Origin of the sequence: Enterobacter sp. RHBSTW-00901, from assembly GCF_014103115.1 — a bacterium.
Classification (GTDB): Bacteria; Pseudomonadota; Gammaproteobacteria; order Enterobacterales; family Enterobacteriaceae; genus Enterobacter; species Enterobacter cloacae_P.
In genome coordinates, this window is sequence record NZ_JABXPB010000001.1 from 2,178,416 (window position 1) to 2,198,174 (window position 19,759).

The window sequence follows — 19,759 nt, forward strand, 5'->3', positions numbered from 1 at the left end:
ACAACCTTAGTTCAGTTCAATGGCGAAGTAGTCACGCGCATTGTTAAAGCAGATGTTTCTCACCATTTCGCCCAGCAGCTGGATATCCGCCGGGGCTTCACCCGCAGCCACCCAGCGGCCTATCGTCTGGCACAGAATGCGGCGGAAATATTCATGGCGCGTATAAGAGAGGAAGCTGCGGCTGTCGGTCAGCATACCGACAAAACGGCTGAGCAGGCCAAGCTGCGCCAGCTGCGTCATCTGACGCTCCATGCCGTCTTTCTGATCGTTGAACCACCAGCCAGAGCCGAACTGCATCTTGCCCGGCATCCCTTCCCCCTGGAAGTTACCAATCATCGTGCCCAGCACTTCGTTATCGCGCGGGTTCAGGCAGTAGAGGATGGTTTTCGGCAGCAGGTTTTGCTCGTTCTGTTTGCTCAGCAGCCTGGAGAGTGCTTCCGCCATTGGACGGTCGTTGATGGAGTCGAAGCCCACGTCCGCGCCCAACAGTTTGAACTGACGCTGGTTGTTATTACGCAGCGCACCAATGTGATACTGCTGCACCCAGCCGCGACGCGCGTATTCCCCGCCGAGGAACACCAGCACCGCCGTTTTGAACTGCGCTACTTCATGCTCGCTCAGGGACTCACCGGATAAACGACGCGCCAGGATAGTGTCCAGCTCGGCTTCGTTTGACTCCGCAAACAGCACCACGTCCAGCGCGTGGTCGGACACCTTACAGCCGTGCGCCGCAAAGTGATCCAGACGTTTGATCAGCGCGCTCTGCAAGTCTGCGAAACGACGAATATCGGTATCAGAAACGTCCGCCAGCTTCGCCATGTAGTCGCTAAAGGTGGCCTGCTCAATATTGAAGGCTTTATCCGGACGCCAGCTCGGCAGCACTTTGATATCAAAAGAGGTGTCTTTGGCGACCACCGCGTGGTGCTCCAGTGAGTCGATTGGATCGTCAGTCGTGCCCACCATTTTCACGTTCATCTGCTTCATGATGCCGCGCGCAGAGAAGGCGTCTTGCGCCAACAATTCGTTGCATTGCGCCCAGATGTCGTCGGCTGTCGCGGGCGAAAGCAGCTTGCCTGTAATACCGAACGGACGACGCAGTTCGAGGTGCGTCCAGTGGTATAGCGGATTGCCGATGGTGTGTGGAACGGTTGCGGCCCAGGCATCAAACTTCTCGCGGTCGGTGGCATCACCAGTACACAGTCGCTCAGCCACACCGTTGGTACGCATTGCGCGCCATTTGTAGTGGTCACCCTTCAGCCAGATGTCATACAGATTTTTAAAACGATAATTTTCGGCAACCTGCTGCGGCGGTAAATGGCAGTGGTAGTCGAAAATCGGCTGGTCTTTTGCGTAGTCGTGGTACAGGCGGCGAGCAAATTCGGTATCTAACAGGAAATCATCGGTCATAAACGGGGTCATTATCGTCTTCCTCTTAACGAGAGCGTCAGAAAGCTTAATGTTCAGATGCTGCAAAGTTATCACACCAATTTCCAGAGACCGTAGTTTTTTTCGTGAGTCAGATCAATAAACGTCGACAAATAATTTACCCCTAAAGAGGCAAACCCGTCTGAAGGCCGCGCCATTACTGGCTTCCCTTGCACGTCAGAATGTCCCTACAAATATTCCAGCAATTGTGATGTCACTCACCTTTTAAAGTTGTATGACAAGTTATCTTTTTGCCGTCGCAAGATATAAGCCGACGAAATGCATTCCCGGTGTCAGATACACCGGACTTAACGGTACGGATACCAATTTATGCACGATGACTTATGCCAAGGTTCGGGCTATGCCGGTATTTTTCTGGTTACGCCCCTCCCGTTAACAGTCGCCCCTGGAAATGGTTGAGCGATTGCCGTGCTCCGGTGCGGAAATAACATAACGATGAGGTTTTACATGCGTAAAATTAAAGGGTTACGTTGGTACATGATCGCACTGGTGACCTTAGGTACCGTGCTGGGCTACCTGACACGTAACACCGTAGCAGCAGCAGCGCCAACGTTGATGGAAGAATTACATATCTCCACGCAACAATACTCCTACATTATTGCTGCTTACTCCGCGGCTTACACAGTTATGCAGCCTGTTGCGGGCTATGTCCTTGATATCCTGGGCACCAAAATCGGCTATGCCTTCTTCGCCGTAGCATGGGCGATTTTCTGCGGTGCAACCGCAATGGCAGGAAGCTGGGGTGGCCTGGCGCTGGCACGTGGTGCGGTCGGTGCAGCAGAAGCCGCAATGATCCCGGCTGGCCTGAAAGCCAGTTCCGAGTGGTTCCCGGCAAAAGAACGTTCTATCGCCGTCGGTTATTTCAATGTGGGTTCTTCCATCGGTGCGATGATTGCGCCGCCGCTGGTGGTATGGGCTATCGTGATGCACAGCTGGCAGATGGCATTCATCATCTCTGGCGTCCTGAGCTTTGCATGGGCAATGGCGTGGCTGGTTTTCTACAAGCACCCACGCGATCAGAAAAAACTGTCTCCTGAAGAACGTGACTACATCATTGGTGGCCAGGAATCTCAGCATCAGACCAACAACGGCAAAAAAATGTCTGTCCGGCAGATCCTGGGGACCCGTCAGTTCTGGGGGATCGCGCTGCCACGTTTCCTGGCAGAACCGGCCTGGGGTACGTTTAACGCCTGGATCCCACTGTTCATGTTTAAAGTTTACGGCTTTAACCTGAAAGAAATTGCCATGTTCGCCTGGATGCCAATGCTGTTCGCCGACCTCGGTTGTATCGTTGGGGGTTACCTGCCACCGCTGTTCCAGCGCTGGTTTGGCGTGAACCTGATCGTTTCCCGTAAAATGGTGGTCACGATGGGGGCGTTGCTGATGATTGGCCCAGGCATGATCGGCCTGTTCACCAGCCCTTATATCGCTATCGCTCTGCTGTGTATCGGTGGCTTCGCTCACCAGTCACTGTCCGGCGCGCTGATTACACTCTCTTCTGACGTCTTTGGCCGCAATGAAGTGGCAACGGCAAACGGCCTGACCGGTATGGCCGCGTGGACAGCAAGTACCCTGTTTGCTCTGGTGGTGGGTGCGCTGGCAGATACCATCGGCTTCAGCCCACTGTTCGCTGTGCTGGCTGTCTTCGACCTGTTAGGTGCGGTGGTTATCTGGACGGTGCTGAAAAGCAAATCAGCTGAAGAGTTGCAGGAAGAGTCCGTCGGAAAGCCGCTCACGCAGAGTTAGCGTTTCCCCCGGTAACGACAACACGAAAGCCGCCACCAGGCGGCTTTTTTCATGGCAAAATATGGAGACTGGTACGCAAAAGTGGTATAACAAATCATCCGTCGTACCCTGCCTGGAGCGCATATGGAAATCACCGAATCACGTCGTTTATATCAGCAACTTGCTGCCGAGCTGAAAGATCGCATCGAGCAAGGTGTCTATCTTGTCGGTGATAAACTCCCCGCTGAGCGCTTTATTGCCGATGAAAAGAGCGTGAGCCGTACCGTGGTGCGTGAAGCCATCATCATGCTGGAAGTGGAAGGCTACGTTGAAGTGCGTAAAGGTTCCGGCATTCATGTGATTTCCAGTCAGCCAAAATATTCCCTCGCACCGGATGAAAGTCTGGAATTCGCCAGCTATGGTCCGTTTGAGTTGCTCCAGGCTCGCCAGTTGATCGAAAGCAATATTGCGGAATTTGCGGCAACCCAGGTGACCAAACAGGACATCATGAAGCTGATGGAGATCCAGGAGAACGCACGCAAGGAAAAATGTTTCCGCGATTCAGAGTGGGATCTCCAGTTCCACGTACAGGTGGCTCTGGCTACACAAAACACGGCGCTGGCAGCAATTGTCGAAAAAATGTGGACTCAGCGCGTTCACAACCCGTACTGGAAGAAATTGCACGATCACATTGATTCACGCACTGTCGACAACTGGTGTGACGACCACGATCAGATCCTTAAAGCGCTGATTCGCAAAGATCCGCATGCCGCCAAACTGGCCATGTGGCAGCACCTGGAAAACACCAAACAGATGCTGTTCAACGAAACCAGTGACGACTTCGAATTCAACGCTGACCGTTACCTTTTTGCTGATAATCCTGTCGTTCACCTCGATACGGCATCCAGTCTGGCAAAATAGTTTCCTTCTTCGCTGGCAGGCGCATTGTTGCGCCTTCCGGTGCAGGTGGGTAAGCAAACATATATAGTGTCAGCCTTTGTAAATCCCCTCGCTCCCCTTCATGGCTTAAGCCAAAATCATTGCGCCCCATGCAAAATCTGTGACGCAGAACGTTGGGCTTTGTTACAATTAGATTCAATTTGTTTTTTTATAAGTTAGTGCTTGCTTACCCGCCATTTTTACAGGGAACAGTTCTGGCCACACACGATTGTGTCCGCGAGCGACCATAATGAAATCACAACAATGTCGCCGTGTTGTTTTCCCGAAGAACGGGCGTGACGTTAAACGATTTCCAGGAACACTGAATGGAACTTTTGACCCAACTACTGCATGCCCTCTGGGCTCAGGATTTCGAAACGCTGGCCAACCCTTCCATGATTGGCATGCTCTATTTCGTCTTGTTTATGATCCTGTTCCTTGAGAACGGCTTGCTTCCTGCTGCCTTTTTACCCGGCGACAGCTTGCTGGTATTGGTGGGCGTGCTGTGTGCCAAAGGGGCGATGGCGTTTCCGCAGACCATTTTCTTACTGACCGTCGCCGCAAGTCTCGGCTGCTGGGTGAGCTATATTCAGGGGCGATGGCTTGGCAACACGCGGATTGTGCAAAACTGGCTCTCCCATCTTCCTGCACACTATCACCAGCGGGCGCACCATCTTTTCCATAAGCACGGGCTTTCTGCACTGTTGATTGGCCGCTTTATTGCTTTCGTGCGAACCTTGCTGCCAACCATCGCGGGGCTTTCCGGGCTGAGCAGCACCCGTTTCCAGTTCTTTAACTGGATGAGCGGCCTACTGTGGGTTGTGATCCTGACAACGCTGGGTTACGCACTCGGCAAAACCCCGGTATTCATGAAATATGAAGACCAACTGATGTCCTGCCTGATGCTGCTGCCGGTTGTCCTGCTGGTCTTTGGTCTGATCGGTTCGCTGGTGGTGCTGTGGAAAAAGAAATACGGAGCCAGGGGTTAACAATGGTTATCTCCCGTCTCTCCCTGCGTCGTTTTTCCTTTGCCATGATTGTGCTGGTGATGATCAGCGCCATGCTCCTGATCTGGGCTGCGTTTTCACATCAGGAGTCTACGCTGGCCATTCGCTCTGTGAATCAGGGAACCAGCGCACCTGACGGGTTTTCTGTCTGGCATCATCTGGATGCCAATGGGATCAGCTTTAAGAGCATCACCCCAAAGGACGACGTATTGCTGATCAAGTTTGACTCCAGTGCGCAGAGTGCCGCGGCGAAAATCGTCCTCGACCGTACGCTGCCGCACGGGTATATCATTGCCCAACAGGATGATGACAGCCAGTCAACGACCTGGCTGTCACTGTTGCGCGACACGTCACATCGGTTTGGATAATTACCAGGATCCCGAATCTTTTCACTCACTTTGGTGATTACCCCGTTTACTTACTATGCTTAAGTACGCGGAGCACCCCTCAAATGTTCTCCGCATCATTCTGGATAACGGCTCTCGCCGTAACACAATGGAAGGTTTCGATAATGAAATTCCGCATGACTCTGGCTCTGGCCCTTTTTTCTTTAAGCACGGCATCCTTCGCAAATTCTCTCTGTCAGGAGAAAGAACAGGATATACAGCGTGAAATCAGTTATGCCGAAAAGCATAATAATCAGCACCGTGTTGAAGGTCTGAAAAAAGCGTTGAGCGAAGTGAAGACCAACTGCTCAGACAACCAATTGCGTGCCGACCACCGGAAAAAAATCGCTGAACAAAAGGACGAGGTAGCGGAGCGCCGCCACGACCTGCAGGAAGCGAAAGAGAAAGGGGATGCGGAAAAAATTGCTAAGCGCGAGAAGAAGTTGAAAGAAGCGCAGGACGAACTGAAAGCGCTGGAAGCTCGCGATTATTGAGTTAACGGAAATCTCAACAGGAGAGAATCATGTCAAAAGATACGACCTCAGAAAATCTGCGCGCTGAACTAAAATCCCTGGCGGACACTCTGGAAGAGGTGCTGAACTCCTCTACCGATAAATCGAAAGAAGAGGTCAGTAAACTGCGCAGCAAAGCAGAGCAGGCGCTGAAAGAAAGCCGCCACCGTCTGGGTGAAACAGGTGATGCGCTGGCGAAACAGACCCGTGAAGCCGCTGCACGCGCAGACGAATATGTTCGCGATAACCCGTGGACGGGTGTAGGTATTGGTGCCGCAATTGGTGTGGTGCTGGGTGTCCTGCTCACGCGTCGCTGATATGGAAGATCCTCGTCACACACAAGGGCCTGCTAAAAATATCCTCGGCATCGGCCAGCGGATATTAACAACACTGGTCGGCATTGCTGAAACGCGCATTCGGCTGGCAGTGGTTGAACTGGAGGAGGAGAAAGCCAATCTCGTCCAGATCCTGCTGATGCTCGGACTGACCCTGCTTTTTGCTGCGTTTGGTCTGATGAGCCTGATGGTGTTACTCATCTGGGCCATCGACCCTCAGTATCGGTTGAATGCGATGATTGCCACGACAGTGGTTTTGCTGACAGCGGCACTGATCGGTGGTATCTGGACGCTACGCAAGGCGCGTAAATCGACCCTCTTGCGTCACACGCGTCAGGAGCTGGCCAACGATCGCACCCTGCTGGAGGATGACAAGCCGTGAGCGACAACGTCGAACGCCAGAAACGCAAAGCACTGCTGTTAAGACAGATCCAACAGCAGCGACTGGATCTGTCAGCCAGTCGCCGTGACTGGATAGACGCCACGCGACCGCTCGATCGTGGCTGGAATACCTTCCTGAACCTGCGCACCTGGACGCTGGCCGGTACCAGTATCATGGCTATCTGGGGCGTTCGTCACCCGCGCAAGCTCATCCGCTGGACTCGCCGCGGCTTTGGCATCTGGAGTACCTGGCGTCTGGTGAAAGCCGCTATTCGTCAGCAACAACTGCGGTGATAAAAACAAAAAACGGTAACCCAGGTTACCGTTTTTTGTTTTTGCGCCCCCTTCCTGTGGGCTGAGGGTTCCCCAGTAATTTTGTTCTTCTTAAGCAATTAAACTATTTCATTGAAATATAAGACTTATAGCGACTCCATGGTCCGGCTGAAAATCGCCGAAGCGTTTCCGTAAGGCCGGGGCGAGGCGCAGGGATGCGCCGAGAGGGCATTGCCTGCAGGGATGCAGGCTAATGCCCGACCCGAAGCCTGAAGGAATAAGCTGAGGGTACCGCGCAGCGGCGATTTTCCTGCCGGGAGCCCGGGTTGCCAGGGCGGTGGCGGTGAACCGCCCTGGCACGTTCACCTGTGTCGTCGTTACAGAGCAGCAATCAACATAAAGTGAACGGAATAACCACTACTGCTTTATGTTCCCCCTCACCCCATCCCTCTCCCTCTGTACGGTCCGGGGACATAGTGAACACTTGTTCGGGGACATGGTAGACACTTACAACTAAGGCATAAGAACCCGTTTATGGAGTCACTTATGCCCTGGGATGCGAGAGATACCATGTCATTACGTACCGAGTTTGTTTTGTTCGCCTCGCAGGACGGGGCGAACATCCGTTCCCTGTGCCGTCACTACGGCATTTCGCCTGCCACTGGCTATAAGTGGCTTCAGCGCTGGGCTCAGGAAGGTGCATCCGGCCTTCTGGACCGGCCCCGTATACCTCATCATTCCCCGAACCGCTCATCTGATGACATCACTGCTCTGCTGCGCATGGCACATGACCGTCATGAACGCTGGGGCGCACGCAAGATTAAGCGCTGGCTGGAAGACCTGGGGCACTGCATGCCCGCTTTCAGCACCGTCCATAACCTGATGGCCCGCCACGGTCTGCTGCCGGGCGTTTCACCGGGCATTCCGGCCTCAGGGCGGTTCGAACATGATGCGCCCAATCGCCTCTGGCAGATGGATTTTAAGGGACACTTTCCCTTTGGTGGTGGCCGCTGTCATCCGCTCACCCTGCTGGATGACCACTCCCGCTTTTCCCTGTGCCTGGCACACTGCACCGATGAACGGCGTGAGACCGTACAGCAGCAGCTGGTCAGCGTGTTTGAACGCTACGGTCTGCCGGACAGGATGACGATGGATAACGGAGCGCCGTGGGGCGACACCACCGGCATCTGGACGGCACTGGAGCTGTGGCTGATGCGCCTGGGTATCCGGGTGGGGCACTCCCGGCCATATCATCCGCAGACACAGGGCAAGCTGGAGCGTTTTCACCGCAGCCTGAAGGCGGAAGTGTTGCAGGGGAAGTGGTTCGCGGACAGCGGTGAACTGCAGCGTGCATTTGAACACTGGCGCACCGTCTATAACCTTGAACGACCGCACGAGGCGCTGGGTATGAACGTTCCGGCCTCCCGGTATCAGCCGTCCGCACGGCAGTACAACGGCAACACAATCCCACCGGAATACGATGAGGGGGTGATGGTCAGGAAAGTCGATATCAGCGGGAAGCTGAGCGTGAAAGGAGTCAGTCTGAGCGCAGGCAAGGCGTTCAGGGGGGAACGGGTAGGGCTGAGGGAAACACAGGAAGACGGCTGTTATGACGTGTGGTGGTACAGCACGAAAGTGGGGGTGATCGACCTGAAGAAAAAGTCGATCACCATAGGTAAAGGATGTTAAAAAGTGTTCACCATGTCCCCGAACACCTGTCTACCATGTCCCCGGACCGTACACCCTCAAGGGAGAGGGGGTATTCTGTACCAACCTGTAATTTGTGGGGATCCCTCAACCCTGTGGGAGGGTTGGGGTGAGGACACCCGCGCGCACGTTCCCTTACTCAATATCTTTGAAAAAGATTGACAGTTTTCCTTGCTAACAATTGTCATTCGTCACGTTTATGATTCTCTCCATCGACAGCAAAGACACGGTATCTACCCGAATTTGCACACAAATGAAGTTCAGCCGCTGATGTGGTTTCCTGGAGAGTAAAATGAAAAAATTAGAAGATGTTGGTGTACTGGTAGCACGCATTCTGATGCCAATTCTGTTCATCGTTGCAGGTTGGGGCAAAATCACCGGTTATGCAGGTACCCAACAATACATGGAAGCAATGGGCGTGCCGGGGTTCCTGCTGCCACTGACCATCCTGCTTGAGTTCGGCGGCGGCCTGGCAGTGTTGTTCGGCTTCCTGACCCGTACCACGGCACTGTTTACTGCAGGTTTCACCGTGCTGACGGCGTTCCTCTTCCACAGCAACTTTGCGGAAGGCGTAAACTCCCTGATGTTCATGAAAAACCTGACCATCGCAGGCGGTTTCCTGCTGCTGGCAGTGACGGGCCCAGGCGCATACAGCATTGACCGCGTTCTGAATAAGAAATGGTAAGCACGCTATAATCAATGAACAAAGCGAGGAGACATCTCCTCGCTTTTGCTTATCTGACGGAGGAAAGAAAAATGGGACAACTCGTAGACGGCGTCTGGCAGGATGTCTGGTATGACACCAAATCCACCGGCGGACGCTTCAGACGCTCTGTTTCGGTCTTCCGCAACTGGCTGACCGCTGATGGAGCCCCGGGTCCAGGTGGCGAAGGGGGTTTTGCGGCTGAGAAAGACCGTTATCACCTCTATGTTTCCCTCGCCTGCCCGTGGGCACACCGCACCCTGATTATACGTAAGCTTAAAGGCCTGGAGTCCTTAATTCCGGTTTCCGTCGTGAACCCGCTGATGCTGGAAAACGGCTGGATGTTTGACAGTGATTTCCCTGCCGCGACGGGCGATGACCTTTATCACCACGATTTTCTCTACCAGCTCTATCTGCGCGCTGACCCGCACTACACCGGGCGCGTTACCGTGCCGGTTCTGTGGGACAAAAAAAATCAGACCATCGTCAGCAATGAGTCAGCGGAAATCATCCGCATGTTCAACACCGCATTTGATGCCCACGGTGCCCGCGCCGGGGATTACTATCCGGTTGAGCTACGCGATAAGATTGACTCGCTGAACAGCTGGATCTACGACAACGTCAACAATGGCGTGTACAAAGCCGGTTTTGCCACCAGCCAGGAAGCCTACGACGAAGCGGTCGGGAAAGTGTTTGAATCGCTGGGTCGTCTGGAGCAGATCCTCGGCCAGCACCGCTATCTGACGGGCGATCGTCTGACAGAAGCGGACATCCGCCTGTGGACTACGCTGGTGCGTTTTGATCCGGTGTATGTCACCCACTTTAAGTGCGATAAGCATCGCATCAGTGATTACATGAACCTGTATGGTTTCCTGCGTGACATCTACCAGATGCCGGGCATTGCCGAAACGGTCAATTTTGACCATATCCGCACCCACTATTTCCGCAGCCATAAAACCATTAACCCGACGGGCATTATCTCCATTGGCCCGTGGCAGGATCTGGATGAACCGCACGGCCGGGACGTCCGTTTTAGATAAATATTCAGGGCATCAATTGATGCCCTTTTTTAATTCACAATCCCCATCTATCCTTACTTTGATTGCTTACAAAACAAGTGATTGTCTGACTATTGAGGCAAGGAAAATGGACTGGTATCTAAAAGTACTGCGCAACTACATTGGATTTGGTGGCCGCGCCCGCCGCAAAGAGTACTGGATGTTCGTTCTGGTGAACTTCATCCTTATCGTCGTGCTGAGTATCGTCGATAAAATTCTCGGCTGGGAACGGGCGGGAGGCGAAGGCGTGCTCACCACCATTTATGGTCTGCTGGTTTTGCTGCCATCATGGGCGGTACTGTTCCGACGGCTACACGACACCGATCGTTCGGCCTGGTGGCTACTGCTGGTGTTGATCCCGGTTGTGGGCTGGATCATCATTTTGATCTTCAACTGTCAGTCCGGCACGCCAGGTGAAAACCGCTTTGGGCCTGACTCTAAGATCAGCGCATAGCATGATGCCCGGTGGCGCTTACGCTTACCGGGCCTGCACGCTTATTTGTTGTGATGCGCAAAGAGCTTCGGTATTTCTCTCAGACACCACGACTTGGCTTCACCCATACTGTCGCGCCGCCACGCCATGATGATATCCACTTCACTGGTGTATTCCGGACTCACCACACGCAGTCGCCCTTCAGCAATGTCTTTTTCAACAAACGGGTAAGGCATCGTCGCCACACCCAGCCCGGCAAGTAGCGCCTGGCGCTTATCTTCCAGGGACGTCACCGTCAGACGCGGCTGTTTATCCAGCAGCTGTACCGTTAATACCGGGCGCTCACGGGCCGTATCCGCCACCGCCACACCGCGATACTTCACGCGCGTGACTTCTGAAAGCGGCTCGGGCTCCTGGTGAATGGGGTGATCTGGTGCGGCAACATAAACGTTCATCACGCTGTAGAGCTTGCGGGAGTTAATTTCAGACGACGAACGGAAGTGCATGTCCGGCGCAATAACGATATCCGCCCTGCCCGTCTCCAGGCGCTCCCAGGCTCCCGCCAGCACTTCCGTGATGATCGACAACTGGGTGTTGGCTTTATCTGCCAGCCGGTTCACCAGTGGGAACAGCGCCTCGGTCGGTACCAGTGCTTCGGTAACCAGCGTCAGATGGGTTTCCCAGCCGCGCGCCAGCGCTTCGGCGTCGGTAGTCAGTTTGTCTGCCGCTTCCAGCAGCACACGACCGCGCTCCAGCAGCATCCGGCCAACGTTGGTGAATTTTGTTCGATGACCGGAGCGGTCAAAGAGCACCACATCCAGCTCTTCCTCCAGCTTCTGCATCGTGTAGCTCAGCGCAGATGGAACGCGCCCCAGTTCATCTGCCGCCGCAGCAAAACTGCCGCGTCGGTCAATTGCGTCCATGACGCGAAGCGCCTCAAGCGTCAATGCTCTCTCTTTAGCCATCTCGTTCTCATTCAGGAAATTTGAACATACCCGGCAGAATATCTGGCTAACAATGAAGCGTCCATACCTTTACCATTGTTTTAGTGTAAAGAGAGGTCAAGTTTATGATTACGACAAGAACAGCTAAACAGTGCGGACAAGCCGATTTCGGTTGGCTGCAGGCCCGCTACACCTTTTCCTTTGGACATTACTTTGACCCGAAACTCCTCGGTTACGCCTCATTGCGCGTGTTGAATCAGGAGGTGCTCGCCCCGGGCAGTGCCTTCCAGCCGCGTACGTACCCGAAAGTCGATATCCTGAACCTGATCCTGGAAGGCGAGGCAGAATACCGCGATAGCGAGGGCAATCATGTCCAGGCAAAGGCTGGCGAAGCATTACTAATTTCCACACAGCCTGGTATGAGCTACAGCGAGCATAACCTCAGCAAAGAGAAAACACTGACCCGTATGCAGCTGTGGCTGGATGCCTGCCCTGAGCGGGAAAACCCACCAGTGCAAAAGATAGATCTGACGAACGATAAACAGCAGCTGATTGCATCACCCGATGGCAGCAAAGGCAGTTTGCAACTGCGTCAGCAGGTGTGGCTGCACCATATCGAACTGAAGGAAGGCGAGCAGGCCAGCTTCCAGCTTCACGGCCCACGAGCCTATTTGCAGTCGATTCACGGCACAGTGCATGCGGTGACGCACACGGAAGAGAAAGAAGCGCTGACCTGCGGTGATGGCGCATTTATTCGCGATGAAGCGAATATTACCCTGGTGGCCGACACACCGCTGCGCGCGCTGTTGATTGATTTGCCGGTTTAATAAAAACCTTAACCCTCTCCCCTTTGGGGAGAGGGTTAAGGCGAGGGGAAACTCGCTACACCTTACTCGCCATGATTTCAATTATCTGCTTATCCGTAGCCTGCATCGAGCGGCACGCCAGCGCACACAGGTTGGCGATAGACTGCTCCACGTTATGTGCCACAATCCCTTCGTTGCCCGTCACCGCAGTATCATCCAGCGCCATCATCACCGCTTTCCAGGCACTTGCAACGCTGGTAGAAACCTTCATCGCACAGCTGTTGGAGGCACCGTCGCAGATCATCCCGCTGACATCGCCGATCATACTGCTAATCGCCATCGAGATTGTCTGATACCCCCCGCCCATCAGCCACGCCATCCCTGCAGCAGACCCCATCCCGGCGGTAGTGGCCGCACACAGCGCCGACAACCGCGGAAGCTGGTAATGGATATAGATTGCCGACAGATGGGAGAGCATCAGCGCCCGCGCCAGTTTTTCGTCATCGGCCTGAATATGTTCAGCCACGACAACCACGGGCAGCGTTGCCGTGATCCCCTGATTACCCGAACCGGAGTTACTCATTGCCGGGAGTACCGCCCCGCCCATGCGGGCATCCGAAGCCGCACTGGTGCGGATGACAATGTCTGAACCCACATCCTGAGCCACCCATCCACGCGAGCGCTGTTTATGCAGAGTCGCACCAATGTGGAGCCCCCAGTTTCCGCTTAACCCTTCGCGGGAAAGGGCATCATTCAGCTGTGCCGCCTGCAGAATAAAGCGGATAGCCTCAAAGGGAACCTGCTCCACAAACTCGATGATCTGTAAAAGCGTGGCGTGCGAGAGCACCGCCAGGGGATCGCTGTCAGCGTTCTGCGGCTGTTCATCAAGGATAAAGCGGGTTTCGCCCTGGCAGAGGATCTCCACAATCCGCGTATGTCCCCCGGCGATGGTCACCATTGCCGAGGCATCTCCGGCGTACACACAGGCGCGGGAATAGAGGATCTCATCGCAAGGCTCCTGCAGTTTCACCTGCACCTTTCCCGTGTTCAGCAGAGCTTTAGCCTGTGCCAGCGCCTCGGTTGAGGCACCTTTCAACACTTCCAGCCCAGCCTGTGCATGACCGCCCGTTGCCCCCAGTGCCGCCGCGATAGGTAACCCAACCATGCCGGTACCCGGTACCGTTACGCCAAGCCCGTTTTTCATGAGGTTCGGTGATACCCACGCCTCAATTTTCGTCACCTTACCGGGCAGCAGCTCAGCAGCAGTGGCACATGCCAGCGCCAGAGAGATCGGCTCAGTACACCCCAGAGCAGGTTTTACCTCTTCCTGCACCGCGCGAATAAAATGGTTCCATAAAGGATTAGTTTGCTCAGACATCGTTACGACCTTAATTACACCTCAGGAAAATGCGAGGAAAGGAGAAACACAAAGCAGCAGTCCGGTAATAACAATAATCACCAGCGACACGCCTTTATATTTGTGCAATGCAGGGACTTTGTAGACCAACCACGCTGGAATTAAACAACCCACCATCCCGAAAATAGGGCTACAAATGGAGGTAAAGCTCAGCACTGGCGCGTTTAACACAATCGCGCTCCAGGCCAGCAGGATGGCGAACAACATGATGCCGCGCTGTACGGTACCTTCATTGATTTTCTCTACTGGCATTTTGCGGCGCAGGATGTTCATCACAATGCCCTGCGTTGCCTCGCGGAAGCCAAGATACACACCGAAGAAGGCGGTCATCACCGCGAAAATATTGAGGATCACGCTGACGATTTTGACCCAACCTGCACCATCACCACTGATAAACTGTGCCGCGATCGCCAGTGCCGAAATATTTTGCTCATAGGCTTTGACCGCTTCGTCATGGCCCATCGCCAGGGTGAAGGAGACCGCGTAGAAGAAGACCGTCACAAACAGCACGCCGAAGGCAATGTTCATCGCCCGCAGGGCTTTATGTCTTGCAACCTCGACGGATTTTTCCCGTGAACGATAGGAAATAACCATCGGGCTTAATGTCTGAATAAAGAGGATCGAGGTTAAGGTAAAAGGCAGCGTAATAATGGCATTTTTCACCAGCAGCCCCATCGGCGGCAGCATGCCCACATTGGCTAAATGCCAGAGGCCAATCATCGATAACCCCAGTGCTGCCACCACAAACAGCTTAGTGAGCACCATCAGGCTGGAAACTTTAAACAGCAGCTTTTCACCACGCGAAGAGATTGCCACCAGAATACAGATCAGGAATAGACCGTAGAACGGGTTTTCAGAAAGCAAACCGTCTGTCACGCCAAAGGTGTGCAAATAGGAGGCGCTGTCGTTAGTGATGGCGGTGGAATAGACAAACATCCAGATCACCAGCATCACGAAATAGAGCGCCCCTAATAAGATGCCCCAGTTTTTACCCAAATAGCCGCTAATAACGCTCGGGTAATCTTTGCATTCCGGTGATTCCGCCAGCGTATTAATAAACAGGCGCTGGAACAGGTACATGGCCGGATAACCAATTATCGACGAGAGTAAAAACACCCACAGCCCCATTAAGCCAACCTGCACCGGGAGAAAAACAATCCCCGCGCCGATGGCCATCCCGATACTCATGATGACCCAGCCCGTGTCGGTGCTGTCGAATTTAATGGCTTCCAGCCATTCACTTTCACTCATCCCTGCCCGCCTTGCCGCGGGGGAATCATTCACAATCACACTGCTGTTTGTTGCCGTATCCATAAGGCACTCGCTTATTTTGTGTAGGGTAAACCGTTATTTTTATGAGGTTCTGTTCACCAGCGATTGTGAGCCAGGTTGCTGCAGGTAGTTGTTATTGGAGTGAAAAGATCATATCCGGAGAGAGGGAGAAAAAAGTCACAATTTTTATAAGGACTTTCTGTTATGGGAGGAAAATTTACTTCTTTATAAGTGGAAAGGACGTATTTTTTCTAAAAGTGATGACGATCAAGAAATAAAAACCCGCGCCACGCGCGGGCATCACATCAGTCGGCCAGCGCGTTAGCCATATCGGTTTTCACCTGTTTGCGCTGTTCCGGCGTCAGCACCTGGCTTACGTCGAAGTAGTATTTCACACGGTAATAGCGGGTCTGCTCTTCAATTTTGCTGAAGGCGGCAAGCTGGTTTTTCACCGTACTTTCATCCCATTTTCCGGCCTGGAACATGTCAATCAACGCGCCATCTTTTACACCGGTCATCGGGATCTTACTGACGTTTTGTTCCAGCGTCTTATGCAGGTCTTCGATTTTCTTCACCTGCTCGTTACTCAGCTTCAGGTGTTGTACCAGCGGATCCTGCGACGGTGATGGGGCAGCTTCAACATTAGCCGCCTGCGCTGTAAAACTGCACACCGCCAGTGACGCAGCAACCAAAGTAATACGGGTCATTTTCATCATCTTACTGTCCTTACATTCTGTTATAGGAAAAAGCAGGAGTATTGTTTTTCAAGAGCGGATGAATATGTGTGAGTAATTATATAAACAATTTTGTATGTTTAGCGGGCAAAAAAATGCCCCCAGACTGGAAGGGGGCATGGTGCCTGACTTACGTCAGATCGACTGGGTAAACGTCCTCGAAATCACGTCCTGCTGCTGCTCGCGCGTAAGCGCATTAAACCGTACCGCATACCCTGAAACGCGAATGGTCAGGTTCGGATAATTTTCAGGATGTTCAATGGCATCCAGCAGCATTTCCCGGTTCATGACGTTGACGTTCAGGTGCTGCCCACCCTCGATGGCGGCTTCATGGTGGAAGTAACCGTCCAGCAGCCCCACCAGGTTGGCTTTACGTACCATCTCATCTTTACCCAGCGCCTGCGGCACAATCGAGAAGGTATAGGAGATACCGTCTTTCGCGTAGGTGAACGGCAGCTTAGCGACCGAGGTTAACGAGGCCACTGCCCCTTTCCTGTCACGCCCGTGCATCGGGTTTGCCCCCGGCGCGAACGGTGTGCCGCCCCGACGTCCATCCGGTGTGTTCCCGGTCTTCTGACCGTAGACCACGTTCGAGGTGATGGTCAGGATCGACTGGGTCGGCACTGCGTTACGGTAGGTTGGCAGCGCCTGAATTTTCTTCATAAAGCGCTCTACCAGGTCACAGGCAATGCTGTCCACGCGGTCATCGTTGTTACCGTACTGCGGGTAGTCTCCTTCAATCACGAAATCGACCGCCAGACCGGTATGGTCACGCACCGGCTTCACCGTCGCATATTTAATGGCCGACAGCGAATCTGCCGCCACTGACAGCCCGGCGATACCGCAGGCCATCGTGCGGTAAACGTCCCGGTCGTGCAGCGCCATTAATGAAGCTTCGTAGCTGTATTTATCATGCATATAGTGAATGAGATTCAGCGCGCTGATGTACTGCACCGCCAGCCAGTCCATAAAGTGATCGAGACTTGCCATCACAGTGTCGTAATCCAGCACATCGTCCATCAACGGCTCGGTTTTCGGCCCGACCTGGATCTTCAGCTTCTCATCCACCCCGCCGTTAATCGCGTACAGCAGCGTTTTCGCGAGGTTGGCTCGCGCACCAAAGAACTGCATTTGCTTGCCGATCACCATCGGGCTGACGCAGCAGGCAATGGCATAGTCATCGCTGTTGAAATCCACACGCATCAGATCGTCGTTCTCATACTGCAGAGACGAGGTCACGATAGACATCTGTGCAGCATATTTTTTGAAGGCGATAGGCAGTTGTTCGGACCAGAGGATCGTCAGGTTGGGCTCCGGTGCAGGCCCCATCGTGTGTAACGTATGCAGATAACGGAAACTGTTCTTCGTCACCAGCGTGCGGCCATCCAGCCCCATACCGCCAATCACTTCCGTTGCCCAGATCGGATCGCCGGAGAAGAGCGTGTCGAACTCCGGCGTACGCAGGAAGCGCACCATGCGGATCTTCATAATGAAGTGGTCGATCAGTTCCTGCGCCTGTGCCTCATTCAGGCGTCCGGCCTGCATATCACGTTCAATGTAGATATCAAGGAAGGAGGCAGTACGCCCCAGTGACATCGCCCCGCCGTTTTGTGATTTCACGGCAGCAAGATAGGCAAAGTAAACCCACTGCACCGCCTCCTGGGCGTTCATTGCCGGGCGTGAAATATCAAAGCCATAGTTCGATGCCATCTGCTGGATCTGCAGCAGCGCACGCTTATGTTCCGCCAGCTCTTCGCGCAGGCGGATCGTGGCTTCCAGATCCTCACCACGCTCCAGCTTCGGCTGAAGATCGGCAAACTGAAGTTCACGCTCGCGTACCAGATAGCTGATGCCATACAACGCCACGCGGCGGTAATCACCGATGATACGCCCTCGTCCGTAGCCGTCCGGCAAGCCGGTCAATATGCCCGATTTACGACAGCGCATCATCTCCGGTGAGTAGACGTCAAACACGCCCTGGTTGTGGGTTTTACGCAGGTCAGTGAACAGGTATTCAAACTGCGGATCCATCTCACGGCCATAGGCTTCGAAGGAGCTGCGGATCATGTTGATCCCACCGTACGGATGCAGGGCACGCTTGAGCGGTTTATCGGTTTGCAGGCCGACGATCGTCTCCAGCCCTTCGTCGATATACCCGGGCCCGTGGGCAGTAATGGTGGTGGCAACGTTCGTGTCAAAATCCACCGGGGCGTGGGTGGCATTCTCCTGGCGAATGCCAACCATCACCTTTTGCCACAGCGCCGTCGTTGCAGGCGTCGCCTGCGCGAGGAAAGCTTCATCGCCTTCATAAGGGGTGTAGTTACGCTGAATAAAATCGCGCACGTTAACGGCGTCTTTCCATTCTTCACCGCGAAACCCGGCCCATGCGTCGCTATAAGGCGCGACGCCTGTATCAATAGTTACTTTCATGACATTCTCGCTTTATCAGGCGTAAGCCGCAGCCGGTGTGACCTTCCCAAGACGGAGGGCGTCCAGTGCGATCATTTTTTCTTCGTTGGTTGGGATCACCGCGCAGGCCACGCGGGACGAATCGGTGGTAATCACGCGCTCACCCGCGCTGCCTGGCAGAGCGTTTTTGGCTTCATCCACGGTGATACCAAAGACCTTCAGGTGCTCAGCCACTAGCCCGCGAATAAGTTTTGAGTTCTCACCAATGCCGCCAGTAAACACCACACCATCCAGACGGTGCAGCGATGCCGCGTGACCAGCAATATGCCGCGCAATACGGTGCACAAAGGTGCGGATTGCGAGCTGCGCGCGCTGATGACCTTCATGCCAGGCTTTTTCCAGGGTTCGTAAATCAGAGGAAAGCCCGGAGATCCCAAGCAGGCCAGACTCTTTGTTGACCACGCGTTCCAGATCCTCGAACGACTGGCCGGTCTGCTGAGCAATCCACGCCATCGCACCAAAATCCACATCGCCACAACGCGTGCCCATCACCAGTCCTTCCAGCGGCGTCATCCCCATTGAGGTATCCACGCTTTCGCCGTTGCGCACCGCGCAGATGGACGCCCCGTTGCCGAGGTGAGCAATCACCAGCCCGCTGTCCTCAGGCGAAAGCCCAAGCAACGAATGTGCCTGCCCGGAAACGTAGCGGTGAGACGTGCCGTGGAAACCGTAGCGACGCACGCCAAGCTCTTCAAAATAGCGGTACGGCAACCCGTACAGCCAGGCATGCGGCGGCAGCGTCTGGTGGAAGCTGGTGTCAAACACAGCCACCTGCTGAATGCCCGGGAACAGGCGCTCAGCGGCTTCCACGCCGCTTAGGTTGGCGTAGTTGTGCAATGGAGCCAGTGGGGAAACCTGGCGGATCTGTTCGATAACCTGTTCAGTGATAAGGGTCGACTCGCTGAAAAGTTCGCCTCCGTGGGCAATGCGGTGGCCAATTAAGGCCACGCTGCTCATCAGGTCGCGTTTCTCCAACTCCAGGGCGATGGCAGCCAGCGCCCCTTCGTAGTCATGGTGAGCCAGCGTGACTGGCTCACCCCCATTCACGGAAATAAAGGCTTTTTCAGTGTTGATACCGTCTGCAATCCCCGTCATCAGGGCATCACAGTTGCTGGCATCGAGTACCGAAAACTTAACAGAGGACGATCCACAGTTAATAACCAGTACAACCGGAAACTCAATCATGGTGTTACTCCGCTCTTCCTGAGCAAT

The 19,759-nt window shown here is 54.1% G+C and carries 20 protein-coding genes; 13 read left to right on the forward strand and 7 right to left on the reverse strand.

Features of this window, described 5'->3' with window-relative positions; translation table 11 throughout:
• Positions 1 to 6: 6 nt before the first annotated feature.
• Entirely contained in the window at positions 7 to 1,419 is a 1,413-nt protein-coding gene (gene uxaC, locus HV318_RS10450; RefSeq protein ID WP_182272713.1) for a glucuronate isomerase, read from the reverse strand.
• A 474-nt stretch (positions 1,420 to 1,893) separates the two neighbouring features.
• On the opposite strand from uxaC, the gene HV318_RS10455 reads away from it, so the two are divergent.
• From HV318_RS10455 to HV318_RS10510, 12 genes are all read left to right on the forward strand, one after another.
• On the forward strand, positions 1,894 to 3,192 hold the full coding sequence (locus HV318_RS10455; protein WP_182272714.1) for an MFS transporter: 1,299 nt from the start codon (positions 1,894 to 1,896) through the stop codon (positions 3,190 to 3,192).
• A gap of 123 nt (positions 3,193 to 3,315) precedes the next feature.
• On the forward strand, positions 3,316 to 4,092 hold the full coding sequence (gene exuR / locus HV318_RS10460) for a transcriptional regulator ExuR (protein WP_182272715.1): 777 nt from the start codon (positions 3,316 to 3,318) through the stop codon (positions 4,090 to 4,092).
• Between the two features lie 344 nt (positions 4,093 to 4,436).
• Positions 4,437 to 5,099, forward strand: a complete 663-nt coding sequence (yqjA, locus tag HV318_RS10465; protein ID WP_182272716.1) for a DedA family general envelope maintenance protein YqjA — start codon at positions 4,437 to 4,439, stop codon at positions 5,097 to 5,099.
• A gap of 2 nt (positions 5,100 to 5,101) precedes the next feature.
• Positions 5,102 to 5,485 (forward strand): EnvZ/OmpR regulon moderator MzrA, encoded by a 384-nt coding sequence (mzrA, locus tag HV318_RS10470; protein ID WP_182272717.1) that lies wholly within the window; start codon positions 5,102 to 5,104, stop codon positions 5,483 to 5,485.
• 143 nt (positions 5,486 to 5,628) lie between these two features.
• On the forward strand, positions 5,629 to 5,997 hold the full coding sequence (locus HV318_RS10475) for a DUF1090 domain-containing protein (RefSeq protein ID WP_182272718.1): 369 nt from the start codon (positions 5,629 to 5,631) through the stop codon (positions 5,995 to 5,997).
• A gap of 29 nt (positions 5,998 to 6,026) precedes the next feature.
• The gene (locus HV318_RS10480) at positions 6,027 to 6,332 is read left to right on the forward strand and encodes an ElaB/YgaM/YqjD family protein (protein ID WP_182272719.1); all 306 of its coding nucleotides are present in this window, start codon (positions 6,027 to 6,029) and stop codon (positions 6,330 to 6,332) included.
• Between the two features lies 1 nt (position 6,333).
• Complete coding sequence (locus HV318_RS10485) at positions 6,334 to 6,732, forward strand: phage holin family protein (RefSeq protein ID WP_182272720.1); 399 nt, start codon at positions 6,334 to 6,336, stop codon at positions 6,730 to 6,732.
• Positions 6,729 to 7,025, forward strand: a complete 297-nt coding sequence (locus tag HV318_RS10490; RefSeq protein WP_182272721.1) for a YqjK-like family protein — start codon at positions 6,729 to 6,731, stop codon at positions 7,023 to 7,025. The genes HV318_RS10485 and HV318_RS10490 overlap by 4 nt, the downstream gene beginning before the upstream one ends.
• 525 nt (positions 7,026 to 7,550) lie before the next feature.
• Entirely contained in the window at positions 7,551 to 8,693 is a 1,143-nt protein-coding gene (locus HV318_RS10495) for an IS481 family transposase (protein WP_419195714.1), read from the forward strand.
• 310 nt (positions 8,694 to 9,003) lie between these two features.
• Positions 9,004 to 9,396, forward strand: a complete 393-nt coding sequence (locus tag HV318_RS10500; RefSeq protein ID WP_182272722.1) for a DoxX family protein — start codon at positions 9,004 to 9,006, stop codon at positions 9,394 to 9,396.
• Between the two features lie 71 nt (positions 9,397 to 9,467).
• Entirely contained in the window at positions 9,468 to 10,454 is a 987-nt protein-coding gene (locus HV318_RS10505) for a glutathione S-transferase family protein (protein ID WP_182272723.1), read from the forward strand.
• Between the two features lie 106 nt (positions 10,455 to 10,560).
• Positions 10,561 to 10,926: a DUF805 domain-containing protein gene (locus HV318_RS10510; protein ID WP_182272724.1), complete on the forward strand. Its 366-nt coding sequence runs from the start codon at positions 10,561 to 10,563 to the stop codon at positions 10,924 to 10,926.
• 41 nt (positions 10,927 to 10,967) lie between these two features.
• Here the strand turns inward: HV318_RS10510 and HV318_RS10515 are convergent, their stop codons facing one another.
• On the reverse strand, positions 10,968 to 11,870 hold the full coding sequence (locus tag HV318_RS10515; RefSeq protein WP_014171734.1) for a LysR family transcriptional regulator: 903 nt from the start codon (positions 11,868 to 11,870) through the stop codon (positions 10,968 to 10,970).
• A gap of 104 nt (positions 11,871 to 11,974) precedes the next feature.
• On the opposite strand from HV318_RS10515, the gene HV318_RS10520 reads away from it, so the two are divergent.
• Positions 11,975 to 12,676: a pirin family protein gene (locus HV318_RS10520; RefSeq protein WP_182272725.1), complete on the forward strand. Its 702-nt coding sequence runs from the start codon at positions 11,975 to 11,977 to the stop codon at positions 12,674 to 12,676.
• 55 nt (positions 12,677 to 12,731) lie between these two features.
• Here the strand turns inward: HV318_RS10520 and HV318_RS10525 are convergent, their stop codons facing one another.
• The 5 genes from HV318_RS10525 to tdcD form a co-directional block, all read right to left on the reverse strand.
• Positions 12,732 to 14,033 carry an L-cysteine desulfidase family protein gene (locus HV318_RS10525; RefSeq protein ID WP_182272726.1) on the reverse strand — a complete coding sequence of 434 codons (1,302 nt, stop codon included), beginning with the start codon at positions 14,031 to 14,033 and terminating at the stop codon, positions 12,732 to 12,734.
• 21 nt (positions 14,034 to 14,054) lie between these two features.
• On the reverse strand, positions 14,055 to 15,386 hold the full coding sequence (locus HV318_RS10530) for an SLC5/6 family protein (RefSeq protein ID WP_182272727.1): 1,332 nt from the start codon (positions 15,384 to 15,386) through the stop codon (positions 14,055 to 14,057).
• A 263-nt stretch (positions 15,387 to 15,649) separates the two neighbouring features.
• Positions 15,650 to 16,060 (reverse strand): Spy/CpxP family protein refolding chaperone, encoded by a 411-nt coding sequence (locus tag HV318_RS10535; RefSeq protein ID WP_182272728.1) that lies wholly within the window; start codon positions 16,058 to 16,060, stop codon positions 15,650 to 15,652.
• 153 nt (positions 16,061 to 16,213) lie between these two features.
• Complete coding sequence (gene pflB, locus HV318_RS10540) at positions 16,214 to 18,508, reverse strand: formate C-acetyltransferase (protein ID WP_182272729.1); 2,295 nt, start codon at positions 18,506 to 18,508, stop codon at positions 16,214 to 16,216.
• 15 nt (positions 18,509 to 18,523) lie between these two features.
• A complete protein-coding gene (gene tdcD, locus HV318_RS10545; RefSeq protein ID WP_182272730.1) occupies positions 18,524 to 19,732 on the reverse strand; it encodes a propionate kinase in 1,209 nt (402 codons plus the stop codon).
• Positions 19,733 to 19,759 lie beyond the last annotated feature (27 nt).